The organism is Nocardiopsis changdeensis (genome assembly GCF_018316655.1).
GTDB lineage: Bacteria > Actinomycetota > Actinomycetes > Streptosporangiales > Streptosporangiaceae > Nocardiopsis > Nocardiopsis changdeensis.
In genome coordinates this window covers 455394-478393 of sequence record NZ_CP074133.1, presented here as the reverse complement: position 1 = coordinate 478393, position 23000 = coordinate 455394, and the positions used below count along the sequence as shown (strand labels likewise).

The window sequence follows — 23000 nt, the reverse complement described above, 5'->3', positions numbered from 1 at the left end:
CGGTGCGGCGGTCGCCTCACGGCGGAGTGCACAACACGGCTCCGAGGCCGCCCGAGGGCGCGGTATTCCGTGAAGGCTTCGGTTGAGCCCGGGGGACACTTTCTACCGCACCGTCCCACACGGGGTGCAACGAGGGACCCCCGCCGGAAATTCCTGCGCGGACGTGACGGCGGTCACCCGGTGATCGGCACCTTGGCCCCCTTCCGGACCAGGACCGGGGCCCGGTCCAGCGGGGCGTCCAGGACGATCTCCGCGCCGCCCGGGTGCGTCTCCCCCGTCCAGGGATCCGTCCAGTCGGTGCCCTGCGGCAGGTACACGCGCCGCGAGCGGGCCCCGTACTCGGTGACCGGGGCGACCAGCAGGTCCGGGCCGAACAGGAAGGCGTCGCCGACCTCCCAGGCGCGCGGGTCGCCGGGGTGGTCGACGAAGAGCGGGCGCATCGGCGGCAGCCCGCGCTCGTGGGCGACGCGCATCTGCTCCATGACGTAGGGGCGCAGCCGCTCGCGCAGGAACAGCAGCTCCCGCAGCCGCCCGTACACCTCCTCCCCGTAGGACCACACCTCGTTGGGGCCGCCCGTCATCTCCGGGTACAGGGCGTGCGAGAAGGGCTCGCGGTACCCGTGCAGCCGCAGCAGCGGGCAGAACACCCCGTACTGGAACCAGCGCACCAGCAGCTCCCGGTACTCCGGGTCGTCCTGGTCGCCGCCGTGGAACCCGCCGACGTCCGTGGTCCACCAGGGGATCCCCGACATCGCCACGTTCAGCCCGGCGCGGACCTGGGCCCGCAGGGACGCGAAGGTCGGGGCGATGTCCCCCGACCACAGGGCCGCCCCGTACCGCTGGGAGCCCGCCCAGGCCGAGCGGCACAGGGTGATCACCTCCTCCTCGCCCGCGGCGAGCATCCCCTCGTGGAAGGCGCGGGCGTGCTCGCGGGGGTAGATGTTGCCGACCTCGGCGCCCGGGCCCGCGTGGTAGCGCAGGTTGCCGGGGTGGCCGGGCTTGAGCTCGGGTTCACAGGCGTCCAGCCACCACACCCGGATGCCGAGGGAGTGGTAGTTCTCGCGGATCCGCTCCCACAGGTAGGCGCGGGCCTCCGGCTTGGTGGGGTCGTAGAACGACACCTGCACGTGGGCGTCCACGCCCTTGTCGGCCCAGTCGGCGTGCACCGGCGGCCCCTGCTCGGTGGCCACCAGGTGACCGGCCGCCAGCATCGGCTTGTAGTTCTCGCTGAGCGGGCTCACCGACGGCCACACCGACACCATCAGCTCCACCCCCATCTCCCGCAGCTCCTCGACCATCGCCGCGGGGTCGGGCCACTCGGCCGGGTCGAACCTCCAGTCGCCCAGGTGGGTCCAGTGGAAGAAGTCCGCGACGATGACCGACAGCGGGAGCCCCCGGTCGCGGTACCCCCGGGCGACCTCCAGCAGCTCCTCCTGGGTGCGGTAGCGCAGCTTGCACTGCCAGAACCCGGAGGCGAACTCCGGGAGCATCGGGGTGTGGCCGGTGGCGTCGGCGTAGCGCTCCAGGACCGCCGCCGGCTCGGGCCCGGCCGTGATCCAGTAGTCGATCTGGCGGGCGCTGTCGGCCGCCCACCGGGTGCCGTTGGCGGCGAACTCCACCCGGCCCACCGCCGGGCTGTTCCACAGCAGCCCGTAGCCGCGGGAGGAGACGACGAAGGGGACGGTCACCTCCGCGTTGCGCTGCACCAGGTCCACCACCGCGCCTTTGTGGTCGAACAGGCCGTGGGTGTGCTGGCCCAGCCCGTACAGGCGCTCCCCGTCGTAGGCACGGAACCGCTGCTCGATCCGGTAGTAGCCGTTGCCGGTGGAGGAGTACACGCGCGGGCCCGGCCACCAGAAGTGGGCGCGCTCCTCGGCGAGCAGCTCCTCGCCGGGCACCCCGTCCTCCACCCGCAGGAAGCGGAGCATGCCGGAGGCGTCGATCTCGGCGGCGATCGCGCCGTTGACCAGCAGCGCCCGGTCGCCGTCCAGGGTCGGCCGGGGGGCGTCACCGGTGGGCGGGGGCGCGTCCAGCGCGCCGGGCAGGTCCTCCCGCAGGACGGACAGCCCGGCCTGGACGCGCAGGCCGTCGGCGCCCCAGGCCCGGACCCGGACGACCTGGTGGCCGCCCCGCCACTCGACGCCGTCCTCGATCTCGTTGAACATGTCTCGTCCTTCCGGTCGGGGGGTGGGACCGCACGGTCGGCGCGGTCACGATCGGTGTGTGTTCGTGCACGTGTCAGTCGAAGCGCTTCGACGACACGTGCGGCGGAACGCCGGACGGCCCGCGCCCGGCGGGGTCAGCCCGTCGGCGGTGCCGTGCTCCGGCCCGGGACGACCCGCGGCTCCAGCAGGGTGACCTCGGCCCGTCCGGGGTCGTCGATCAGGTCCATGAGCAGGGACACCGCGCGGGCGCCCAGCTCCTCGGCGGGCAGCTCCACCCGGGTCAGGTCCGGCGCCCCCGGCGGCAGCGACCCCAGGGCGACCACGGAGATCTCCGGCGGCACCCGGCCGTGGTCGGCGAAAGCGTCCAGCAGCGGGGCGAGCGAGGCCTCGTTGTGGACGATGAGGCCGGTGAGCCCGGGCCGGTCCCGGACCAGTCCGGCCACCAGCTCCCGGGCGCCCGCCGGGTCGCAGGGGTGGGAGGTGGCCCGGACGCCGCGTTCGAGGGCGGCGGCCTCGAACCCGGTGAGGGTGCGCTCGGCGAACCCGGTGCGGCGCTCGTACACCGAGGCGGGCTGGCCGACGAAGGCGATGTCGCGGTGCCCCAGGTCGGCCAGGTGGTGCACGCAGGCGGCGCCCGCCGCCGCGAAGTCCAGGTCGACGCAGGTCAGGCCCTCGGTGTCGGCGGGGACGCCGATGAGGACCGAGGGCAGGTCCAGGGAGCGCAGCACGGGGACGCGGGCGTCGTCGGTCTCCACGTCCATGACGACGATCCCGTCCACCATGGCGCTGCCCGCCACCCGGTGCAGGCCCGCCGGGCCCTCCCCCTGGGTGAGCAGGAGGACGTCGTGGTCGTGGGCGCGGGCGGCGGTGACCACCGAGACCGCGAACCGCATCGCGACGGGGACGTGCACGTCCTCGCGCAGGGGGACGACCAGCGCCAGGACGTTGCTGCGGCGGCTGGCCAGGGACCGGGCGCCCGCGTGCGGGCGGTAGCCCAGGGCGTCGATGCTGTCGAGCACCCGGCGGCGGGTGGTCTCGGAGATCGAGCGCTTCCCGCTGAGGACATAGGAGACCGTGCTGGGCGACACACCGGCGTGCCGGGCCACATCGGAGATCCGCACGGTGCCGTCCCGTCCGTTGTCGAAGCGATTCGATGAGATGTTACGCACGACACCACCCTGGCGCAATGCCCGTTCCGGGCACCAGAGTAGAGACCCCCCGACATGCGAAACCGGGGTGGCGGATCCGGCGTCTACCAGGTCACGGGGAAACCGCCCCGTCCTCGCGACCGTCCCCCGGACCCCGCTTCCCGAAGGAGAACCGTGGGCTTCAATCCACTCTTCCTCGTCTTCCCCGTGGTCTCGCTGCTCCTGAGCCTCGCGGCCCTGGTCATCGGGTTCACCGCCCCCTACGGGCGGCGGGCGCTCACCGTCGTCGGCGGCGGCCTGCTGCTGGTGGGCTCGGGCCTCACCCTGGTGCTCATCCTCGGGGGCGGCTCGATCCACGAGGCCGCGAGCGCCCTGAACGGCGGGCGGACCGCGAACATCGTCCTCGACGTGCTCGAGGGGCTCTCCGACCTCCTCCGGGCGACCGGCCTGCTGCTGGTGGCCATCGCCGCGACCAAGCGCCGTCCGCGCCCCCGCGCCGTCCCGGCGCAGCACGCGCCCTACGGGGTCCCGCAGGGCGCGCACCAGGCCGGGCCGTACCAGGGCGGGCCGCAGGGCGCGCCCGCACCCCACGCGGGACCGCGGACCGGCCCTCCGCAGGGCGGGCCGCAGGGTCCCGGGCCCCGACCGGGCGGCCCCGGCCAGGACGGACCGCGCCCCCCGCACACCCCCCGCTGACCGCCCACGAGACCCGGAGACGACACGGACATGATCGGCCTCATCGCCACCTTCCTCTTCGCCTGTCTGCCGCCCGTCGTGGTCGGCGCCATCGCCCTGATCCGCTCCTTCGGCGCCCCCTCCGGCAAGGGGGCCGCCGCCGCGGGCGGGGTGCTGCTGATCCTGTCCGGGCTGGTCACGACCGGCTGGCAGATCTACCTGAGGTTCTTCCTCTCGCCCGACCCCTTCTTCGACCCCGGCTTCCTGCCCGTCCGCCCCGGCGTCATGGAGACCGTCTTCCTCGGCAGCGGCGCCCTCGGCGCGGGCGGCCTGGCCCTGCTGCTGGTCGCGGTGCTGAGCGCCCGGAAGTTCAAGGACGGGCCGCAGGGTCCGCCCGCGCCCCCCGCTCCCCCCGCCGCCCCGGGCCGGTGGCAGCCGAACGCCGCCCCCTCCACGGAAGGACCCCGATGATCTCGGCACCCGACCTGACACCCCTGGTGTCCCTGCTGCCCTCGCTGCTGTTCGTACTCGTCGAGATCGCCCTGGGCGTCGCGGCGATGGCCGCAGCACCCCGCCTGGCCCCGGACCGCCGGACGACCGCCATGGTCGGCGGCGTCCTGGTCGCGGTGGGCGGGCTCCTGACGGGGGGCTACCAGGTCCTCACCCTCTTCGCCCCGACGTTCCCGCTCGCCCACGCCCCCGTGCTGGGCCTGCTGGGCGCGGTGCCCCCGCTGGTGTTCGCCGGCGGGGCCCTCACCCTCGTCCTCGCCGTGACGAAGGCCCCCGCGCACCCCGCCCCCCACCCGTACCCCCGCCGTTAGGAGGCGACCGTGCCCTTGAGCGACCCCGGCGTCATCGTCGGCATCCTGACCAACACGCTGATCTTCTCCCTGCCGCTGTTCGCGATCGCGGCCGTCGCCCTGATCCGCGCCCGGAACGCGGCCGCTCCCGGCCTGGTCCGCACCTCGGCCGTGCTGTTCCTCTGCACCGGCCTGTTCACCGCCCTCTTCCAGGTGGTGTGGGCGGTGTTCCCGCACGCCGTCACCGACCCGCTGGCGGTCCTGCCCCTGATCGGCCTGGTCCAGGGGGTGCTGATCGGCCTGCTGACGACCGGCGCCCTGCTCTGCCTGGTCCTGGCGCTGTGGCGCGCCCGGACCCCGGCGCGCCCGGTCCCCGCCCGCGGCGGCCACGGCGGTGACGGGTACGTCCCGACGGGCGCCGACACCGCCGCTCCGGCCCACTACGCGGGCGACCACGGGCACCGCTCCGACGGCCCCGGGGCCCCGCCCGCGCACGGCCAGCCGGGCGACCCCGGTGCCGCGCCCTCCCACGGCTCCTCGGGCTCCTCCGGCGGCGGCTTCTGGGGCGGCCTGTTCGGGGGCGACTCCGGTGGCGGCGGCTGGGGCGGCGGCGACTCCGGCGGAGGCGGCGGTGACGGCGGGGGCGGCGGAGGAGGAGGAGGAGGAGGAGGAGGCGACTGAGCCCCCCGTGAGCGCACCGCGGCGCGGCCGGTCCCCGGCCGCGCCGCACGCGTACGCGCCCCCGCGGGGTCAGGTGTCGGCGGCCTCCCGGTCCCCCTCCAAACGGATGACCCCCGCGGAGCCGTCGATGGTGATCACCGCTCCGTCGGGCACCTTCTCCGTCACCCCAGGGACGCAGATCACGCAGGGGATGCCGTACTCCCGGGCGACGGTCGGCCCGTGCGCGACCGTCGAGCCGGTCTCCACGACCACACCGCCCGCCGTCATGAACAGCGGCGTCCACCCGGGGTCGGTGGTCGGGGCGACGAGGATGTCCCCCGGCTCGATCGACGCGCCCGCCGGGTCGTGGACCACCCGGGCGCGCCCGGTGGCCTCGCCCGGCGAGGCCGCCACCCCGGTCAGGACCCCCGGCCCGTCCGCCCCCGCATCGGGCGGCAGCGTCACCTCCACGTCGGTGCCGTCCGACAGCAGGACCGGCGGCACCCGGCGGCGCCGCTGCTCGCGGCGGTGGAACCCCCTCCGCTCGGCGATCACACCGCGCAGGTCCTCGCCGTCCAGCAGGTCCCGCGCCTCCCGGAAGTCGACGAACATGATGTCGTCGGGGCGCTCCAGGCGCCCCTGCCCGACGAGCTCCTCCCCCACGGCGAGCAGTTCCCGGCGGCTCGCCGCGATGGCGTACAGCCACACGAACTTGGGGTACTCGCGCATCCCGCCGAGCGCGCGGGCCCGGTCGAAGAGGAGGTCGGCGACCCGGGCGCGCACCGGGCGGCTCGCGCGCGCACGGGCCACGAGTCCGGCCCGCGTGCGCTCGGCCTCCGCGGCCGCGCGCTCGAACCTCCGGTCCGGGGCCTGGTCCCGGTCGTCCACCCGCAGGTACCCGGCGATCGCGGCGAACAGCGGCGCCGGGTCCTCCGACCAGCGGGGGACGCCGAGGTCGACCTCGGCCGCCGCCCGGTGGCCGTACCGCTCCAGGAAGGCGCCCAGGCCGATGTCGGGCAGGTCCCCGGACGCGTACAGCTCCGCCAGCCGCTCCGGCGGGGTGTCGGCGAAGACCTCCCGGTGCGCGGCCGCGGCCCGCGCGACACCCCACAGCTCCAGGTCCATGGTGGTGGTGACGTTGTGGGGCATGCCCCGCAGGACGGCGGCCACCTCCGCCGGGGTCGCGATGCCCCGCAGCAGCCCCTCGGGGATGCGCCCGGCGAGGATGCCGACGTACAGCGGCCCCAGCATCGGTGTCATGAACTCGGCCAGCACGGGTGCCTGGACGTGCTCGGCGTACTCCAGGCGCTCGTGCGCGGTGGCCTCGGGCCCGGGGCCGCGGGACGCGGCCCGGCGCGCCTCCTCGCCCGCCCGCAGGATCCGCTCCCGGGCCGCGGCGGGGTCCCGCAGCGCCGCGACCGTACCGGCCGCGAGCCCGCCGGCCATCGGGAGCACCCCGGCCGCGGTGCGGACCGCGCCGAGCAGCGCGCCCGCTCCGGGCAGCCGCATCCGGCGCGGGGCGAACCGGGGGTCGTCCAGCAGGGACCGGACCGCCTCCCTGGCCCGCGGCCCGTACAGCTCCACGGCCTCCGGCAGGGTCCCGCGGATCCACCGGTTGCGGACGAAGGGCGTCAGGTCGAGGTAGAAGCGCCCGCCGATCTCGGTGAGGAAGCCGGTCCGCGCGTACGGGTCGATCCGCACCCCCACCGTCCGGAACCAGTCGGCGGCGGCGACCTTGAGCCCGGACATGCCCATGGGCGTGCAGGGGCGCAGCAGGCCCTGCATGTGGCCGCCCTCGAAGTACACGCGCGGGCCGTCCGGGTGCTCCGGCGGCCGGGGGAACAGCGTGGTGACCGCCCTGGACTGGAGGGTCCACAGGACGCCGTCGGCGTCGATCGCCCACTCCACGTCCTGCGGCGCCCCGAAGTGCTCCTGGAGCCGCAGTCCCAGCGCGTGCAGCTCCTCCACCTCGGCCACCGACAGGCAGCCGTCGGCCGGGGCGGTGACGCCGCCGTCGGGGCGGACCGTGTAGTGGTCGGGCTCGGCGCTGCCGTCCACGACGCCGGTGCCCAGGCCGGGCACGGCGTCCACGACGGTCTCGCCGCGGGTGCCGGTGACCGGGTTCGCGGTGAAGAGCACCCCGGCGGCCCGGGGCCGGACCATGCGCTGGACGACCACCGCCATGTGGACGGACGCGTCGTCGATGTCCCGGTCGCGGCGGTAGGCGACCGCCCGGTCCGTCCACAGGGAGTCCCAGCAGCGGCGGACGGCGGTGACCAGGTCGTCGGCCCCCTCGACGTCGAGGTAGGTGTCCTGCTGCCCGGCGAAGGAGGCGTCGGGCAGGTCCTCGGCGGTGGCGCTGGAGCGCACCGCCACCGGTCCCCCGCCCAGGGCCTCGTAGGCGGCGGCGACCTCGTCGGCGGGGACGGTGCCGTCGCGGTGGGCCTCGGTGGTGACACAGAGGCCCGCGGGGACCCGCACACCGGCGGCGATCGCCCCGGCCAGTCCCACGGCCTTGCCGCCCGCCAGGTCGCCGTCACCGGCGCCGATCCGTTCCAGGGGCAGAACAACCGGCATTCCGCCACCTCCCTCTTCCGCGGTGGTGTCCTGCCGGTCCTTGTGCCCGCGGGGAGGTCGGCCAACCGCCGCCGGGGCGGCGCGTACCGGCGACCTGCCGAACGGACGCCGGGCAGACGTCACGACCGGACGTCGTGGGGCGTCCGGCCGTGCGGGTCCGTCGGTGTGCGGCTGTCGGTGCGGGGTCAGCCGGCCTGGCGCTTCTCCAGCGCCTCCATGGCGGCGACGGCGGTGGCCACCGTCTGGTGGACGGGGACCTGGCGGTGCAGGCCGACCAGGCGGACGACCTTGGTGACGCGTTCGTTGAGGGCCGCCAGCGCCAGCGCCCCGTCCCGCTCGCGGACGGTGCGGTAGGCGTTGATGATGACGTTGAGGCCGCTCGAGTCCATGAAGTCGAGCCCCGACATGTCCAGGATCAGCCACGGGCCGTGGTCTTCGATCGCGGACCGGACGTGCTCCTGGAGGTCGTTGGTGGTCGCGATGTCGAGCTCGCCCTCGACCGCGACGATGACGCTGCGGCTTTCCACCCTTGTGCTCAGTCCGAGCCTGTGCACGTTCACTCCTCCCGACCCCACGTTGAGAAGGCGAGGGGTCCCTTCGCTTAACCATACGCAGGCGCGCGGGCCGCGCCCACCGGGTCCGCCCCCACTCCCACAGGGCCGGCCGACCGGGGAGGGAAGCAACGTGCGCGTCCGCGTGTCCGGTAAGTCGTTGGACACACACGGTATAAGCCGCGCGGGCGTTCGGGAATGGCATCTCGGAAGAAATTTTCGCCTCGGGGGCACGAACCCTCCGCGGCCTGCCCGAAATCGCCCGTTGACTCTAGGTCATTTCACGATATGAGACCCATTACTCCCGGAGCTCCCGGAGCCCGGCTCCGCGGACCGCCCGGCGGCCCCCGCCCCGGGCTCCGCCGGCGGTTCCGCCGCCCCTCCGGCATCACTCTCGGTGAACAGCGAGAGGAGCCCGTCGGCCGCGAGCGTGGCCGTGGTCTCCCCCGACCGCACCTCCCGCTCCAGCTCCGGGATGCGCGCCGCCACCTCCGGGTGCCGCAGGAACGCGTCCATCAGGCGGTCGCGGACCCGGTCCCACATCCAGCTGACCCGCTGTCCGCTGCGCCGCTCGGCCAGCGCCCCGTCGTCCTCCAGCACCTTGCGGTGCTCGCGGACGGTGTCCCACACCTCGCCCAGGCCCTCGCCGGTGAGCCCGCTGCACGTGAGCACCGGCGGCCGCCACCGCGGGTGGACCGGCTGCAGCAGCCGCAGCGCCCGCGACAGCTCCCGGGCCGCCTTGCGGGCGTCCTCGGCGTGCGGGCCGTCGGCCTTGTTGACCGCGACCACGTCCACCAGCTCCAGCACGCCCTTCTTGATGCCCTGGAGCTGGTCGCCGGTGCGGGCCAGGGTGAGGAACAGGAAGCAGTCGACCATCGCGGCGACCGCCACCTCGGACTGGCCCACCCCCACGGTCTCCACCAGTACCACGTCGAACCCGGCCGCCTCCATGAGCAGCATGGTCTCCCGGGTCGCCCGCGCCACCCCGCCCAGGGTCCCGGCGGTCGGCGAGGGGCGGATGAACGCGTTCGGGTCCACCGCCAGGCGCGCCATCCGGGTCTTGTCGCCCAGGATGCTGCCGCCCGAGCGGGTGGAGGAGGGGTCCACGGCCAGCACCGCGACCCGGTGGCCCTCCCCCGTCAGCCGGGTGCCCAGCGCGTCGATGAACGTGGACTTGCCCACCCCCGGCACGCCGGTGATGCCCACCCGGTGGGCGCCGCCGGTGTGCGGGAGCAGGCGCACCAGCAGGTCCTGGGCGTCCCGGGCGTGGTCGGGGCGGCGCGACTCCACCAGGGTGATCGCCCGCGCCAGGGTGGGCCGGTGCCCGGCCAGCACCCCCTCGGCCAGCGCGGCCACGTCCACCGGCCTGCGCGGTCGTGTCCGCCGCACGCCCGCCTCCTCGTCTGTCATCGGTTCCGCGTCCCCGTCCGACCGTCGTACCCCGGACGCCGCCCGCGACTCCGGCCGGCCCGGGCGGCCCCGCCGGCGCGCCCTGCTCCAGGAGCGCCGCTCACTCCTGCTCCAGCCGGGCCTCCAGCCGGTCGAGCAGGTCGACGGCCGCCTCGGCGATGACCGTGCCCGGCGGGAAGATCGCCGCGGCCCCGGCCTCGCGCAGGGCGTCGAAGTCCTGTGGGGGGACGACCCCGCCGACCACGATCATGATGTCCTCGCGGTCCAGTTTCGCCAGCTCCTCCCGCAGCGCGGGCACCAGCGTGAGGTGCCCCGCCGCCAGCGACGACACCCCCACCACGTGCACGTCGGCCTCGACCGCCTGGACGGCGACCTCCTCCGGGGTCTGGAACAGCGGGCCCACGTCCACGTCGAAGCCCAGGTCGGCGAACGCCGTCGCGATGACCTTCTGGCCGCGGTCGTGGCCGTCCTGGCCCATCTTCGCCACCAGGATGCGGGGGCGGCGCCCCTCGTCCTCGGTGAACTCCTCCACCCGGCGGGTCACCCGCTCCATGAGATCCGCCGCGTCCGCGCTGCCCGCCGCCTCGTTCCGGTACACACCCTGGATGGTACGGATCTGACCGGAGTGGCGGCCGAACACCTTCTCCATCGCGTCGGAGATCTCGCCGACGGTGGCCTTGGCGCGGGCCGCGTCCACGGCCGCCGCCAGCAGGTTGCCGGTGAGGTCGGCGTCGGCCCTGGACTCGCGCCCGGCCGCCGCGGTGAGGGCGTCCAGGGCGGCGCGCACCGCGTTCTCGTCGCGTTCGGCGCGCAGGCGGCGCAGCTTGTCGAGCTGGCTGGCGCGCACCCTGGAGTTCTCGACCTTGAGGACGTCGATGGCCTGCTCGCTGTCGGGCCGGTACTTGTTGACGCCGATGACGGGCTGGCGCCCGGAGTCGATGCGCGCCTGGGTGCGGGCGGCCGCCTCCTCGATGCGCATCTTGGGCAGCCCCGCGTCGATGGCCGCGGCCATGCCGCCCGCCTTCTCGACCTCCGTGATGTGGCCCCAGGCCTTGGCCGCCAGCTCCTGCGTGAGCCGCTCCACGTAGTAGCTGCCGCCCCACGGGTCGACCGACCGGGTGGTGCCGGACTCCTGCTGGAGGAGGAGCTGGGTGTTGCGGGCGATACGCGCCGAGAAGTCGGTGGGCAGCGCCAGCGCCTCGTCCAGGGCGTTGGTGTGCAGCGACTGGGTGTGGCCCTGGGTGGCGGCCATCGCCTCCACGCAGGTGCGGGCCACGTTGTTGAACACGTCCTGGGCGGTCAGCGACCAGCCCGAGGTCTGGGAGTGGGTGCGCAGGCTCAGCGACTTGTCCCGGACCGCGCCCAGGTCCCTGACCAGCCGCGCCCACAGCAGGCGGGCGGCGCGCAGCTTGGCGACCTCCATGAAGAAGTTCATGCCGATCGCCCAGAAGAACGACAGCCGCGGCGCGAACACGTCCACGTCCAGGCCGGAGCGCTGCCCGGCGCGGATGTACTCCACGCCGTCGGCCAGCGTGTACGCCAGCTCCAGGTCGGCGGTGGCCCCCGCCTCCTGCATGTGGTAGCCGGAGATGGAGATGGAGTTGAACCGCGGCATCCGCTGCGAGGTGTAGGCGAAGATGTCGGAGATGATCCGCATCGACGGCTGCGGCGGGTAGATGTAGGTGTTCCGGACCATGAACTCCTTGAGGATGTCGTTCTGGATGGTCCCGGACAGCTTCTCCGGCGGGACGCCCTGCTCCTCGGCGGCGACGATGTACAGCGCCAGGACCGGCAGGACCGCGCCGTTCATGGTCATGGACACGCTCATCCGGTCCAGCGGGATGCCGTCGAACAGCTGGCGCATGTCGTAGATGGAGTCGATGGCCACGCCCGCCATGCCCACGTCGCCCGCCACGCGCGGATGGTCGGAGTCGTAGCCGCGGTGGGTGGCCAGGTCGAAGGCGACCGACAGGCCCTTCTGCCCGGCCGCGAGGTTGCGGCGGTAGAAGGCGTTGGACTCCTCCGCCGTGGAGAAGCCAGCGTACTGGCGGATGGTCCACGGCTGGTTGACGTACATGGTCGGGTAGGGGCCGCGCAGGTACGGCGGGATGCCGGGGAGGCCGTCGACGAAGTCCAGGCCCGCGCGGTCCGCCGGGGTGTAGAGCGGCTTGACGGCGATGCCCTCGGGGGTCTCCCACTCCAGGGCGTCGGGGGCCTTGCCGGTGGCGGCCTCGACGGCGGCGGCCCAGGCGGCGCCGTCGCCGGAGGGCTCCGGCTCGCCGGGGGCCACGGTGGACAGGTCGGGGATCATGCTTCCTCCCCCTTCGGGGCCGTCAGGTCGACGAGTTCGGTGAGGAGGGCGACGGCGTCGCCCCCCTGGTGCAGGAAGGCGTCCACCCCGAGTTCGCGCGGGGCGCCCGCCAGCAGGACGCGTTCGGCGCCCGCGTCCCGCAGTGCCGCGACCACGGACGGGGCGTGCTCGGCGTAGAGCTTCTCGGAGGAGCACAGCACGGCCACCCGCAGGCCGGACTCCGCGAAGGCGCGCGCGGCGTCGTCGGCGGACTCCAGGGGGCCGGGCTGGTGGGCGGCGATCCCGCCCGCGGCCAGCAGGTTGGCGGCGAAGGAGGCCCGGGCGGTGTGCGCGGCGACCGGGCCCAGGGTGGCCAGGAAGGCGGTGGGCCGGTCGGGGGCGGCGTCCGCGCGGTCGCGCAGCTCCTCGAAGTCGCCCGCGTAGCGGCGCAGCGGGAACCAGGATTCGTGTTCGGGGAGGGGTTCGCGCTCCAGCGGCTCCTCGGCGAGGTTCGGGAACTCGCTCACCCCGGTCAGCGGGGCGCGGCGGTGCGCCAGGTCGGCGCGGCGGCGCTCCCAGACACCGTCGACGCGTTCGCGCAGCCAGCCGTCCTCGACGACCTCGGCGGCGCCGCCGCAGGCCTCGATCTCCTGGAGGAACGCCCATCCGGCCAGGTAGAGGTCGCGGGTGAGCGCCTCCACGTGGAAGGAGCCGCCGGCGGGGTCGGCCACCCGGGCCAGGTTCGACTCCTCGATGAGGAGGGCCTGGGTGTTGCGGGCGACCCGGCGGGCGAAGTCGTCGGACAGGCCCACCGCGGCGTCGTAGGGCAGGACGGTGACGGCGTCGGCCCCGCCGACCCCGGCGGCGAAGCAGGCCACGGTGGTGCGCAGCATGTTCACGTGCGGGTCGCGGCGGGTCAGCATCGCCTCGGAGGTGACCGCGTGGACGCGCATGGCGCGGCGGTGGGCGGGGACGCCGCCGACCTCCAGCACCCGGTTCCACATGGCGCGGAGGGCGCGGAGCCCGGCGATGCCCGCGAACTGGTCGGCGTTGACCGCGATCCGGAACTCGATGCGCCCGGCGGCGTCGGCGACGTCCATCCCGGCGGCGGCCAGGGCGCGCAGCAGCGCGGTCCCGGAGGCGACGGCCCAGCCCAGGCTCTGGCCGTCGGAGCCGCCCGCGTTGTGCACGAGGGTGGCGTCGGCGGTCACCAGGCCCAGGCCCGGGCGGTCCCGGGCGCGGTCGGCCGCGAACCGGGCGGCGTCCATGACGTCGGGGCGGGCCCCGGCGCGGGCGGCCGCGGTGAGGGGGTCGATGCCCAGGTGGGAGATGATCCGGGCGTCGGGGACCTCGGCGTCGGCGTGGACGCGCAGCAGGGCGTCGGCGGCCTCCCGGTAGGCGGCGCCGGGCTCCAGGACCACGGGGGCGAGGTCGAGGTAGACGTCGGCCAGGGCGCCGCCCAGGCGGTCGGCGGGCAGGTGGCCGTCGCCGACGGCGATCCACAGGGAGGAGACGCCGTTCATCAGGTCGGTGTGGGCGCGGCGGCGCAGCACCTCGGGGTCGGACTCCAGGTAGCGGGCGCGCACGTCCCAGCCGCCGGCGGCCGCCGGCCGGTAGCCGCGGGTGAAGGGGGCCAGCCCGGGGTGGCCGGGGTCGGCGGCGGGCGGCTCGGAGGTGGCCAGGGGCTCGATGTCGAAGCCGTCGTAGGTGCGGGTGGCCAGCACGGCCTCGGGGCGGTCGGCGAGGCGCTCCTCGGGCACGCCGCTCTTGCGCAGTACTCCGGCGACCAGCTCCCGCCACCGGTCAGGGGTGGCGACCGGGAAACCCTCGGCGAGGTCGGGGGCGCCGGATCCGGCGGCGCCGCTCTCTTGGACGTCCATACTCCGGATGGTAGAGAACGGGATTCGGTGACGGGGCGCCGGGGTGTGGCCCAGGGCACGTGCGGACGCAGACGTGACCGTTGCCCGGGCATTCGATGACCGGAGGGCGGCGCCGCCCCGTGTGAACCGGCGGGGCGGGCCCGGCGTTATACCGCTGGAACGAACGGTGCCCGGCCCGGGACCGGAGGAGTCGGAGGAGCGTGCGGCGATGGCCTGGAACAGAACCCGTCCGCGGGCGTCGGCCGGGGGCCGCTGATGCCCTTCACCCCGGCCCACGTGGCGGCCGTCCTGCCCTTCGCCCGCACCCGGCTGCCGACCGCCGCGCTGGTCGTCGGCGCCATGGTGCCCGACCTCCCGTACTACCTGCCGGTGCCGGTGGGGGCGTCCACGACCCACTTCCCGCTGGGGCTGCCGCTGGTCGTGCTCCTGGGCGGGGCGGTGTGGGCCTGCTGGACGTACGCGCTGCGGGCGCCCCTGGCCGCGCTGGTCGGGCGCGAGGCGGGGCCGCCGCCCGCCCCGAGCGCTCGGGGCGCGGCCCGGGGCGCGGCGGCGATCGCGGTGGGCGCGCTCACGCACATGGTGTGGGACGCGTTCACGCACCCGGGCGGCGCGGGGGTCCAGCTCCTCCCGGTGCTCCAGACGCCCGTGGTGGAGCCGCACAAGCTCTACAACGTGCTGATGTACGCCAGCTCGGTGCTGGGGCTGGCGGCGGTCGCGTGGTGGGTCCTCCGGGACCGGCCGGCCGTCCGGGCCCGGTGGGTCCCGCTCGCGGCGATCGCCGCCTGCGCCCTGGTGGGCGGCGCGGTGTCCCGCCTGGCGGCGGGCGACGCGCTCGCCAGTGGCTACGACCTCGTGCGGGTCGTCCTCCTGGGGGCCGTGCCGGGCGCGGGGGCGGGGGCGGCCGCCTGGAGCCTGTACTGGTGGGCCCGCCGGTGGCGGGAGTGGGGGAAGGCGTGAGCCGCCCCGGGGTCACTGCCGGGGGCGCTGCCTGGGCGTGTACGAGGTGGTGAACCACACCCCGGCCAGCAGGGCCGCCCCCATCACGACCAGCGCGATCGCCCACGAGGCGACCGGGGCCGTGGCCGCCTCGCACATCTCGTGCGGCAGGACGGCGGGCATGCCCGAGCCGTCCAGGGACGAGTAGCCGAACCACCCGTAGGAGGTCCCGTCGCCGTACAGGGGCGACCACCAGCCCGCCCCGCACCGGCCGCCGGGGATCAGCCCGAGGGCCGCTCCGCCGGCGATCAGGGCGGCGGCCACGGTGCGGACGATCTGGGTGGGGGTCATGGTTCTCTCCTCGGAGCCGGGGGGTGGCACCCCGTACTCTTCCGCATTCCGGCCGGGGAAGGGGAAACGAGGTGCCTGCGGGCGCCGCCGGGCACCATCGCCCCGGCCGGCTCCCCTCCGGACCGGCCGGCCTCCGGAACGGCCGGGAACGGGTTCCACCTGCTTGTACCCTGAAGCGGAGCGTCGGTCCCGGCACCGCCGCCCCGCCCCGTCCCCCGGACCCGAGCCCGCAGGCGCACGCCGCGCGGCCGTCCGCGGAAGAGCCGGGGCCGCCACGGAACAAGGGGAGGTACAACGGTGACCACGTGGAGCACCGCCGACATCGAGGAGGCGGCTCGCGTGCTGCGCGCCGGCGGACTGGTGGCGCTGCCCACCGAGACCGTCTACGGTCTCGGCGCGAACGCCGAGGACCCGGACGCCGTCACGAGCACCTTCAAGGTGAAGGGGCGCCCTCCGTCGCACCCGCTCATCCTCCACATCGGTTCCGCCGCGCGGCTCGGCGACTGGGTCCGGGAGGTCCCGGACACGGCCCGTGTGCTGGCCGAGCGCTTCTGGCCGGGACCGCTCACGCTGATCCTGAGGCGGGGCCCGCGCGTGCCCCTGGAGGTGACCGGCGGGCTGGAGACGGTGGCCGTCCGCGTGCCCGACCACCCCGCCGCGCTCGCGCTGCTCGACGCCTTCGGCGGGGGTGTCACGGCTCCGTCCGCGAACCGCTTCGGCTCGGTCAGCCCCACGACGGCAGGGCACGTCCGCGAGGAGCTGGGATCCGACGTCGGCTTCGTGCTGGACGGGGGCCCCTGCCAGGTGGGCGTCGAGTCGACCATCGTCGACGTCACGGGCGGGACGCCGAGCATCCTGCGGCCGGGGGGTGTCACCAGGGAGGCCCTCGAAGAGGCGCTGGGGCGCCCGGTCGCGGCGCCCTCGGCGAGCCCGGTGCGGGTGCCGGGCCAGCACCCCTCGCACTACGCGCCGCGCGCGCGGGTCGTCCTGGTCGCGCCGGACGAGGTGGCGGGGGAGGCCGAGCGGCTGAGGGAGCAGGGGAACGGGGTCGGGATCCTGCTGCCCCCCGGGGCCGGGGAGGCCCCCGCCGGGGCGCACGCCGTCGTCGCCGTCCCCGGTTCCATGGACGAGTACGCGCGCGGCCTCTACGGGTTCCTGCGCGAACTCGACGGAAGCGGGTGCGACGTCATCGTGGCCTCCCTGCCGCCCGAGGAGGGGCTGGGGTTCGCGATCGCCAACCGGCTGCGCCGCGCCGCCGGGCCCCGGCCGTCCACGGAGGGGTGAACGAGGCCCGGCGGCCGGACCGGCCGCCGAGGGGCGTCCCCGCCGTACGGCGGCCTACAGCCTCGCCCGCACCCGCCGGCCGCCCTCGACCCGGCTGAGCACCGGGACCAGGTCCGGGTGACCCGGCCGGCCGGCCTCGCGCCAGTCCGCGACCCACTGCCGGAGCCGGAGCAGCGCCGACCCGTCACCGGTGTGCAGCACCTCGCCCGCGCCCGGGGTGAACACCGCGGCCCCCTGCCGGTCGGCGTACCCGATCCCCCAGCCCAGGCCCTCCGCGCCCACCGTGCACAGTTCCTCCGCCCGGGTCGCGTACAGGTACGGCGCGATGCCGCGCGGTCCCTCGTCCTCCGCCAACAGGGGTGTCCGTGCGCCCTCCGCCGCCAGCTTCCGCAGCACCCGCTCGGCCGCCTCCCGGTCACCGGACGCCCATCCGGCGGACAGCCACCACGCCGCCCCCTCGTGCCGCACCAGTGCGTCCACGCCCCGGGGCGGCACCCACCACTGGTCGAGCACCTCGGCGTGCAGCTCCACGTAGCCGCCTTCGAAGAACGCCTCCCCCTGTGGAGTCCCGTCCCCGTCCACCCGGGCCCGGAGCATCATCCCGGTCTTGGCCCGCTCCGTCACGTCCACCGGCAGCACCAGCACCGCGCCCGGCACGGCCTGCGCCACCCACGCCTCGGGGAGCAGCTCCGGCCGTGCCCACGCCACGACCCGGTCGAACCGGCCGTGCCCGGGAGCCCCGAGCAGCCCGTCGCCCACGACCGTCACGACGTTGTTCCGGCCCTGGGCCCGGTGCAGGTCCGCGGCCCGCGCGCCGAGGTCCGCCATCACCTCCACCGACACGACCTCGCCCGCCGCCCCCACCAGCTCGGACAGCAGCGCCCCGGAGAACCCCGACCCGGTGCCGATCTCCAGCACCCGCATCCCCGGACGCACGTCCGACCGCTCCAGCGCCTCCGCGATCGCGGAGGCCGCCGTGGACTGGGTGACCAGTCCGCCGTCCGGCCCGCGGGTGTACAGGTCCTCGTCCACGGCCGCCGACGCCGACCGCACGGCTGATCCGTACTCCATGTTCTTCTCCTTGTGTGTTCTGCCCGTGCGGTCACACGCGCATGATCAACAGATGGGGCCGATCCGGCGCCGCGGGCTCTCCCACCGGCCGCCCGGCCGCCTCGATCCAGGCGTGGGCGGCGTAGGGCATCATCCGCGCCCCAACGCACCAGTCGACCCGGCATCCCAGGAGAGCCGCGGTGAACACCGCCGCCAACGAGTTCTCCAGGCAGGCCGCCCGACCCGGAAACCACGCTCCGGCGCGGCGTGCGGCCACGACCGCGACCAGTGCCTCCTCCGAACGTGCGGGGCGGCGTACGAGGCGGTGCAGCCATCCGACGACCCGCACCGTATGCCCGATCGGCAGGGCCGAAAGAGTGACCGCGATGGTGAAACCGATGAAGCCGGCCACCGACCTCAAGGGGCCGCAGCGGACCGGGGGCGGCTGCGGCAGTGCCATATGCATGCTCATCCGGTCGTCTCCACATCCACGAGCACTCCCCTTTCCTGCAGATCGACCACCAGGCGCAGCACATCGCCGAGCAGCCACTCCTCATCCACACCCAGCGTCGCCGCCAATTCCGCCGCCACCTCTTCAGCGGAGGAACCCGTCGCGAGCCCTCTCCACATGGCTGCGGCCGTCGGATTCAGCGCCAGGAACCTCCCCGAGGCCAAGTCCAGCAGCACCGCCCCGTCCTCCGTCCCCGTGAAGTGGACGCCGGGTGCGACACTCCACCGAGTCGTCATGCCTGTTCCTCCCGCTCGGCCGGTACCGTGCAGCGGTCGAGACCACGCAGCCACACCTCGGCAGCCACCGCGTCGGCCAGCGCGCCCATCGCCACCCGCCGCCCCTCGACCGCCGCGTCCAGCACCGCCAGCACGAGGTCGGGACGGATCACCCCCAGGTCTCCCAACCGGGATTCCCTGAACAGCGACCGCAGCCGGTCGGCGTTGCGGCGCACCCCGTGGTACTCGCACGCTCCGTAGTCGCCCTTGGTGCTCCTCTCGAACCGCACGGTGGGGAACGTCGTCCTCCACGCTTGGGCCAGCAGGGGTTTGACCTGCGCCGTTGAGACTCGGTGCCGGGCAGGGACGGACAGGCATGCGGCGAGCACCTGGTGGTCGAAGAAGGGCAGCGCCACCCGGACCCCGTGCGCATGGGCCACCTGGAGGAACGGCCGGCTGATGGCCGCATGCCAGCGCACAGCGCGCAGTGCGTGGGCGTCGGTGCCGTCGTCCTCCTCCTGTACCGATGCGGCCGCCTGGCGCAGACGCTCCGCTGCTTCACGGCGGGCCCAGGGCGTACCCCAAGCCGCCAGGGGGCTCACCGCCGTCCAGGTGAGCGCCGCCTCCCAGAGCGGTGGCGCATCGGGCCGGTCCGCTGCGGCAGGGCGTGACAAACGCTCTGCGGCGTTCAGGAGGGCATCCGCGTAGGACTGACGGGAGACCGCCCACGCCGCCCGGAGGACCCGATGGGCCGGGCGCTGACGAAGTGCCGCCCAGCCCCGGCACTCTCGAAGGAATTCCCGCGTGTGCGCGAGCGCGGCCAGATAGGTCAATGGGGCGCCGATGACCGCGTCCCCGCCGTCCCCGGCGAAATGGACCTCCGTTCCGAGGGCAGGGGACAAACGGCGCGCGGTACGCGCGTGCAGAACGACGTCCGTGCCGGGCAGGTCCGTGAACGGGGCACGATCCAACAGTGAGAACGGCAGGGTGTCCGGGCCGCCGTGGACGACCCGGTGGCGCAGGCTCGGATCGGTGCCCGCCAGCCGGGAGGCGTGGGCGAGATCATCGGCGTTGTCGGCGAACCGGTCCGTATAGGTGATCGCCTGCACACCCTCACGGTGGTGCCGGGCCGCGAGGAGGGCTGTGAAGGAGGAGTCCATACCCCCGCTGAGGTCGGCACTGATCCGCCCGGAGCGGGGAAGCCGGGCGGTCACGGCGCGGGTCAGCGCGTCGGCCAGGGTTCGGGAGGCCTCCACGGGATCGCCACCCGCCTCTGGCCGGAAGGGGGACCGGAGTCGCTCCATCCGCGCCGTACCGTCCCGCACGACCAGCATGTGGTCCTGGGGGAGTTCGGTGATCCCCTGGAACGGATCGCCACCCGGCAGGGTACCCACGGCATCGGGGATGAACAGCCGTGCGGCGAGGCCGCCCGGATCGACCCGGGGAAGGCCCGGGCCGAAGAGGGCCGTCGGGGTCAGGGCGAAGCGGGCCGGGGCGCCCGCGCCGAACCAGATCCGGAGAACCCCTGCGAGGTCACCGGTCACCGCCGTCTCCTCCATGTCATGGCAGACGACCCCGTAGCGACCGGGGAACGCTCGCAGCACTTCCAGGGCCCGGGCGGGCGAAACGGCTCCGGTGGCGGAGAACGCCCTCTCCACCTCTGCGGGGTCGGCGAGACACTCACCGAACAGGACCGCCCCACGGTGTTCGTCACCGACGCGCCGAACCGGCACCGCGGGGTGCCGGGCGGCGGGGGCGGTCAGCGCGTGCTCCACGCTCGACGCCGTCGTCATCGTGCCGGTCAGTTGTACCGGGCGGTGTTCATGTCGGCGGTGTCGTGTGCGCCGGTGCCGAGGATGAGTTCGCGGGCGTCACCGAGATCGGTGACGGTCGGGGGCTCGTAGACGGTCTTCTGTTCCACTGGGTCGTCCTTCCGTGGGGGCGAGGGGCGGGGCGAAGATCTCGCCCCGCACAGAAGAAGACTATTCTTGGAAAGCGGAAGCTTCAAGGAATACTAGTGTGGCGGTTCGGTGAGGTCACTCGGTGGAAGACCGTTCAGGAGTGCTCGCGCGCCAGCTCCGCCAAGAAGGTCCGGGCCTCGTCGTCGTAAACGGCGGCGTCGGCGAACAGCCGGAAGACGTCCAGGTGGAAGCGGACGTCGCGGGGCTCGGTGATGTTCCGGTGGGTCGTGAAGCTCTCCACCGAGACTTCCTCCTCATCGAGGATGACGAACCCGTTCTTCGGCACTTGGGCGACGGGAACGTTCCAGGGCAGGAAACCGATGCGGAGGTTCTCCGCCGTGGAGAGGTTGGCCAGTCGGTCCATCTGCGCCCGCATGGTCGCTGCGCTGCCCAGACGCCAGCGCAGGGCGGCCTCGGTGATCACGAAATGGAACGAGTGCCGTGGATCGAACAGGATGGTCTGACGCTCCATGCGGGCACGCACCGCCTCCGCCACGTCGGTCCCGCCGCTCGAAAGGGGCTGGCTGAAGACGGCGCGCGCGTACTCAGGGGTCTGAAGCAGACCGGGGACCATCGTGGGCTGGAACGAACGGACGGTCTGGGCCTGCCGGGTTCTCCGGCCGATGTCCTCCTGGGTTCGATGCAGGCCGCGTTTGCGCAGCATCCGCAGGGACCTGTAACGGTCGTTCAAGGCCCGCGCCAGTTCCTCCGTTTCGACACGTTCGTCTTTCTGCGGACGGTAGAGGTCCAGCAGCGACCGCACATCGTCGCCGGAAGGAGTGACCCGGCCGGTCTCGATCTTGGAGACCTTGGACTGGCTCCAGTCCAGAAGTTCGGCGACCCGCGTCCCGGACATGCCGGAGACCGCGCGAAGTCGGCGAAGGCGATCGGCCAGCTCGGCGCGGTCCTGGTGGAACGACTCAGGTACGGCCATCAATCCCGGTGGTACTGCGGATGGGCACTCCAATACTGGTCGAAGGGTACGGCCTCCGCCAACGCGAGGTCCCGTTGGGTGCGGTAGTGAGTCGGCCCGGGGTTCTCCACGAGCTCGCTTCCCTGGTACTCACCGTCCTCCCGGTAGATCATCCGCACCGTGCGCGTCTCGTCGAAGAACCAGAAATCCTCGTCCAGAAGGCCCTCGGGACGACCGTGCTCGGCTGTGTCGAGGATGAAGATCTCCTCGCCGGCCTGGGCGTTGAACGAGTACCCCCACTCCATCTCGTACCTCAGGTAGTCCGTCAGCGGACTGCGGACCACATGCACGCGGTAGCGGCGGATCCCCTGTGCGACGTGGTCCATGACCCTCTGCATGTAAGGGGTGACCACCCCCACTCGGGGACAGGGGTCGCCCGCCATGTAGGCACGGAACTTCTCCCCCTCCGACACCGGGTTGTAGACGGGCAGTGTCTCCAGCCGGAACACGCTCTTGACGGAAGTCGTGAACAGGGCGTCGAACCGGCCGTCATCGAGCTTCGCCACGAATACCCTCCAGGAGAGCGTGGGGGATCTCGACGGCGCTTTCTCCCGGTGGGAGACCCAGCTTTTCCAGGACGTCCGGGTCACTGATCGTGTATCCCTGCACGATGTAGCTCTTCCGGTCGGTCGTGTACACAGCGGGGCACTGGTCGTCCTCGCAACCACCGCTGATCTTGGTGAACTCCAACGGATCTCCTAGGGGGAGGAAGGGAGTGCGGCCCTTCGAGATTATTCCCAGAAGTTCTTGATGTAAAGGAATAGCTCTATTTCTTCTTCTCCTGCACGTCGGGGACAGGTTCGGTTCAGTGGCGGGCGTCGCGCCAGGGCTGGGGGAGGGCGCCGCCGCGGCTGAGGTGGCGGTGCAGGGCCTCGAAGGCCCGGTCGGCCGCGCGGAGCAGCGCGGCGGTGTCGGCATCGGGGTCGGCGGCGTCGCGGAGGAGCGAGGAGAGCAGGTCGAAGAGTTCGTCGGCCCGTTCCCGCTGGAGGCGAGTGGCGGGCCGGCCGCACCGGGCGGGGCGGGTGTCGGTGTGGGCGGGCATGACGGGCTTCCTTCCGGGGTCTTCGGGTGCAGAGGAGCGTCGGCGCCGGGGCAGCGGGGGCTGTTCCGCCGGGCGCGGGCGCGGAATCGGCGGTGTGCGGGGGCGGGTGAGGCGGATGAACTCGGCCCAGGTAAGGGGTTCGTCGGCGTTCACAGCCGCCCCAGGAGTTCGCGGGCGAGCTGGTGGGCAAGGTCTTCCTCGGCGCCCTGGCGGGCGAGGGGGATGGTGATGCCCGGTTCACCGGGCATCGGCCGCCACCACTGCTGATCTGTCAGGCGGACGGTGACCCGCCTGCCGTCGTAGTCCGCGCGAACGGAGAGGGGGAGGCCGCCGTCCGTCGAGGCGATCCCCCGGCGGCGCAGCGCCGAACGCAGCGCCAGCACTGCCACTTCGTTGTCCGAGTCCAAGTGCCCTACGACGGGCCTGTGGGTTCCGATCATGAATCCAGCGTCGGGTCTCCCAACCTGGTCTCACAGCGAATTCCAAGAATCCCAGATGCTCCCGGCATCCCTGCCGGTATC

24 protein-coding genes are annotated in these 23000 nt (G+C 74.1%); 6 read left to right on the top strand and 18 right to left on the bottom strand.

Annotated features, from left to right (window positions below; translation table 11 throughout):
• Positions 1-173: 173 nt before the first annotated feature.
• Positions 174-2165, bottom strand: coding sequence for a glycoside hydrolase family 31 protein (locus KGD84_RS02380; RefSeq protein ID WP_220564491.1), 1992 nt, complete (start codon positions 2163-2165; stop codon positions 174-176).
• Positions 2166-2299: 134 nt separating this feature from the next.
• Complete coding sequence (locus KGD84_RS02375; RefSeq protein WP_220565470.1) at positions 2300-3286, bottom strand: LacI family DNA-binding transcriptional regulator; 987 nt, start codon at positions 3284-3286, stop codon at positions 2300-2302.
• A 201-nt stretch (positions 3287-3487) separates the two neighbouring features.
• On the opposite strand from KGD84_RS02375, the gene KGD84_RS02370 reads away from it, so the two are divergent.
• The 4 genes from KGD84_RS02370 to KGD84_RS02355 are packed head-to-tail and all read left to right on the top strand — an operon-like array spanning position 3488 to position 5469.
• Positions 3488-4009: a hypothetical protein gene (locus tag KGD84_RS02370; protein WP_220564490.1), complete on the top strand. Its 522-nt coding sequence runs from the start codon at positions 3488-3490 to the stop codon at positions 4007-4009.
• Positions 4010-4039: 30 nt separating this feature from the next.
• Positions 4040-4459 (top strand): hypothetical protein, encoded by a 420-nt coding sequence (locus tag KGD84_RS02365; RefSeq protein WP_220564489.1) that lies wholly within the window; start codon positions 4040-4042, stop codon positions 4457-4459.
• A complete protein-coding gene (locus tag KGD84_RS02360; RefSeq protein WP_220564488.1) occupies positions 4456-4809 on the top strand; it encodes a hypothetical protein in 354 nt (117 codons plus the stop codon). The genes KGD84_RS02365 and KGD84_RS02360 overlap by 4 nt, the downstream gene beginning before the upstream one ends.
• A gap of 9 nt (positions 4810-4818) precedes the next feature.
• Positions 4819-5469 (top strand): hypothetical protein, encoded by a 651-nt coding sequence (locus KGD84_RS02355; RefSeq protein WP_260697181.1) that lies wholly within the window; start codon positions 4819-4821, stop codon positions 5467-5469.
• 69 nt (positions 5470-5538) lie between these two features.
• Here the strand turns inward: KGD84_RS02355 and KGD84_RS02350 are convergent, their stop codons facing one another.
• The 5 genes from KGD84_RS02350 to KGD84_RS02330 all read right to left on the bottom strand — a co-directional run bounded on the left by KGD84_RS02350 (position 5539) and on the right by KGD84_RS02330 (position 14156).
• Complete coding sequence (locus tag KGD84_RS02350) at positions 5539-8025, bottom strand: PEP/pyruvate-binding domain-containing protein (protein WP_220564486.1); 2487 nt, start codon at positions 8023-8025, stop codon at positions 5539-5541.
• Positions 8026-8210: 185 nt separating this feature from the next.
• On the bottom strand, positions 8211-8579 hold the full coding sequence (locus KGD84_RS02345) for an STAS domain-containing protein (RefSeq protein ID WP_220564485.1): 369 nt from the start codon (positions 8577-8579) through the stop codon (positions 8211-8213).
• A 273-nt stretch (positions 8580-8852) separates the two neighbouring features.
• Entirely contained in the window at positions 8853-9986 is a 1134-nt protein-coding gene (gene meaB, locus KGD84_RS02340) for a methylmalonyl Co-A mutase-associated GTPase MeaB (RefSeq protein ID WP_220564484.1), read from the bottom strand.
• Positions 9987-10086: 100 nt separating this feature from the next.
• The gene (gene scpA / locus KGD84_RS02335) at positions 10087-12297 is read right to left on the bottom strand and encodes a methylmalonyl-CoA mutase (RefSeq protein ID WP_220564483.1); all 2211 of its coding nucleotides are present in this window, start codon (positions 12295-12297) and stop codon (positions 10087-10089) included.
• Positions 12294-14156 (bottom strand): methylmalonyl-CoA mutase family protein, encoded by a 1863-nt coding sequence (locus tag KGD84_RS02330; RefSeq protein ID WP_220564482.1) that lies wholly within the window; start codon positions 14154-14156, stop codon positions 12294-12296. Before KGD84_RS02330 ends, scpA begins: the two co-directional genes overlap by 4 nt.
• A 255-nt stretch (positions 14157-14411) precedes the next feature.
• On the opposite strand from KGD84_RS02330, the gene KGD84_RS02325 reads away from it, so the two are divergent.
• The gene (locus tag KGD84_RS02325) at positions 14412-15113 is read left to right on the top strand and encodes a DUF4184 family protein (protein ID WP_220564481.1); all 702 of its coding nucleotides are present in this window, start codon (positions 14412-14414) and stop codon (positions 15111-15113) included.
• 12 nt (positions 15114-15125) lie between these two features.
• Here KGD84_RS02325 and KGD84_RS02320 read toward each other — a convergent pair whose 3' ends face one another.
• Positions 15126-15443, bottom strand: coding sequence for a hypothetical protein (locus tag KGD84_RS02320; protein ID WP_220564480.1), 318 nt, complete (start codon positions 15441-15443; stop codon positions 15126-15128).
• Positions 15444-15740: 297 nt separating this feature from the next.
• On the opposite strand from KGD84_RS02320, the gene KGD84_RS02315 reads away from it, so the two are divergent.
• Positions 15741-16727, top strand: coding sequence for an L-threonylcarbamoyladenylate synthase (locus KGD84_RS02315; RefSeq protein ID WP_220564479.1), 987 nt, complete (start codon positions 15741-15743; stop codon positions 16725-16727).
• 54 nt (positions 16728-16781) lie between these two features.
• Here the strand turns inward: KGD84_RS02315 and KGD84_RS02310 are convergent, their stop codons facing one another.
• The 10 genes from KGD84_RS02310 to KGD84_RS02265 form a co-directional block, all read right to left on the bottom strand.
• Positions 16782-17798 (bottom strand): protein-L-isoaspartate O-methyltransferase family protein, encoded by a 1017-nt coding sequence (locus KGD84_RS02310; protein ID WP_220564478.1) that lies wholly within the window; start codon positions 17796-17798, stop codon positions 16782-16784.
• Between the two features lie 31 nt (positions 17799-17829).
• Complete coding sequence (locus KGD84_RS02305) at positions 17830-18237, bottom strand: lasso peptide biosynthesis B2 protein (protein WP_220564477.1); 408 nt, start codon at positions 18235-18237, stop codon at positions 17830-17832.
• 8 nt (positions 18238-18245) lie between these two features.
• Complete coding sequence (locus KGD84_RS02300) at positions 18246-18464, bottom strand: PqqD family protein (RefSeq protein ID WP_220564476.1); 219 nt, start codon at positions 18462-18464, stop codon at positions 18246-18248.
• 56 nt (positions 18465-18520) lie between these two features.
• Entirely contained in the window at positions 18521-20278 is a 1758-nt protein-coding gene (locus KGD84_RS02295) for an asparagine synthase-related protein (RefSeq protein WP_220564475.1), read from the bottom strand.
• A gap of 26 nt (positions 20279-20304) precedes the next feature.
• Positions 20305-20424, bottom strand: a complete 120-nt coding sequence (locus KGD84_RS02290) for a lasso RiPP family leader peptide-containing protein (RefSeq protein ID WP_220564474.1) — start codon at positions 20422-20424, stop codon at positions 20305-20307.
• 134 nt (positions 20425-20558) lie between these two features.
• Positions 20559-21398: a helix-turn-helix domain-containing protein gene (locus KGD84_RS02285; protein ID WP_220564473.1), complete on the bottom strand. Its 840-nt coding sequence runs from the start codon at positions 21396-21398 to the stop codon at positions 20559-20561.
• Entirely contained in the window at positions 21398-21943 is a 546-nt protein-coding gene (locus tag KGD84_RS02280; RefSeq protein WP_220564472.1) for a DUF6879 family protein, read from the bottom strand. The genes KGD84_RS02285 and KGD84_RS02280 overlap by 1 nt, the downstream gene beginning before the upstream one ends.
• Positions 21927-22127 (bottom strand): hypothetical protein, encoded by a 201-nt coding sequence (locus tag KGD84_RS02275; RefSeq protein WP_220564471.1) that lies wholly within the window; start codon positions 22125-22127, stop codon positions 21927-21929. The genes KGD84_RS02280 and KGD84_RS02275 overlap by 17 nt, the downstream gene beginning before the upstream one ends.
• Positions 22128-22242: 115 nt before the next feature.
• Positions 22243-22479: a hypothetical protein gene (locus KGD84_RS02270; RefSeq protein WP_220564470.1), complete on the bottom strand. Its 237-nt coding sequence runs from the start codon at positions 22477-22479 to the stop codon at positions 22243-22245.
• A gap of 149 nt (positions 22480-22628) precedes the next feature.
• Positions 22629-22919: a hypothetical protein gene (locus KGD84_RS02265; RefSeq protein ID WP_255646980.1), complete on the bottom strand. Its 291-nt coding sequence runs from the start codon at positions 22917-22919 to the stop codon at positions 22629-22631.
• Between the last annotated feature and the right edge of the window lie 81 nt (positions 22920-23000).

Bases quoted from the DNA above. Each gene is read 5' to 3' on its own strand.
- KGD84_RS02380 (WP_220564491.1), bottom strand. From the start codon at position 2,165: ATGTTCAACGAGATCGAGGACGGCGTCGAGTGGCGGGGCGGCCACCAG.
- KGD84_RS02365 (WP_220564489.1), top strand. From the start codon at position 4,040: ATGATCGGCCTCATCGCCACCTTCCTCTTCGCCTGTCTGCCGCCCGTC.
- KGD84_RS02360 (WP_220564488.1), top strand. From the start codon at position 4,456: ATGATCTCGGCACCCGACCTGACACCCCTGGTGTCCCTGCTGCCCTCG.
- KGD84_RS02350 (WP_220564486.1), bottom strand. From the start codon at position 8,025: ATGCCGGTTGTTCTGCCCCTGGAACGGATCGGCGCCGGTGACGGCGAC.
- meaB (WP_220564484.1), bottom strand. From the start codon at position 9,986: ATGACAGACGAGGAGGCGGGCGTGCGGCGGACACGACCGCGCAGGCCG.
- scpA (WP_220564483.1), bottom strand. From the start codon at position 12,297: ATGATCCCCGACCTGTCCACCGTGGCCCCCGGCGAGCCGGAGCCCTCC.
- KGD84_RS02330 (WP_220564482.1), bottom strand. From the start codon at position 14,156: ATGGACGTCCAAGAGAGCGGCGCCGCCGGATCCGGCGCCCCCGACCTC.
- KGD84_RS02325 (WP_220564481.1), top strand. From the start codon at position 14,412: ATGCCCTTCACCCCGGCCCACGTGGCGGCCGTCCTGCCCTTCGCCCGC.
- KGD84_RS02320 (WP_220564480.1), bottom strand. From the start codon at position 15,443: ATGACCCCCACCCAGATCGTCCGCACCGTGGCCGCCGCCCTGATCGCC.
- KGD84_RS02310 (WP_220564478.1), bottom strand. From the start codon at position 17,798: ATGGAGTACGGATCAGCCGTGCGGTCGGCGTCGGCGGCCGTGGACGAG.
- KGD84_RS02305 (WP_220564477.1), bottom strand. From the start codon at position 18,237: ATGGCACTGCCGCAGCCGCCCCCGGTCCGCTGCGGCCCCTTGAGGTCG.
- KGD84_RS02285 (WP_220564473.1), bottom strand. From the start codon at position 21,398: ATGGCCGTACCTGAGTCGTTCCACCAGGACCGCGCCGAGCTGGCCGAT.
- KGD84_RS02270 (WP_220564470.1), bottom strand. From the start codon at position 22,479: ATGCCCGCCCACACCGACACCCGCCCCGCCCGGTGCGGCCGGCCCGCC.
- KGD84_RS02265 (WP_255646980.1), bottom strand. From the start codon at position 22,919: ATGATCGGAACCCACAGGCCCGTCGTAGGGCACTTGGACTCGGACAAC.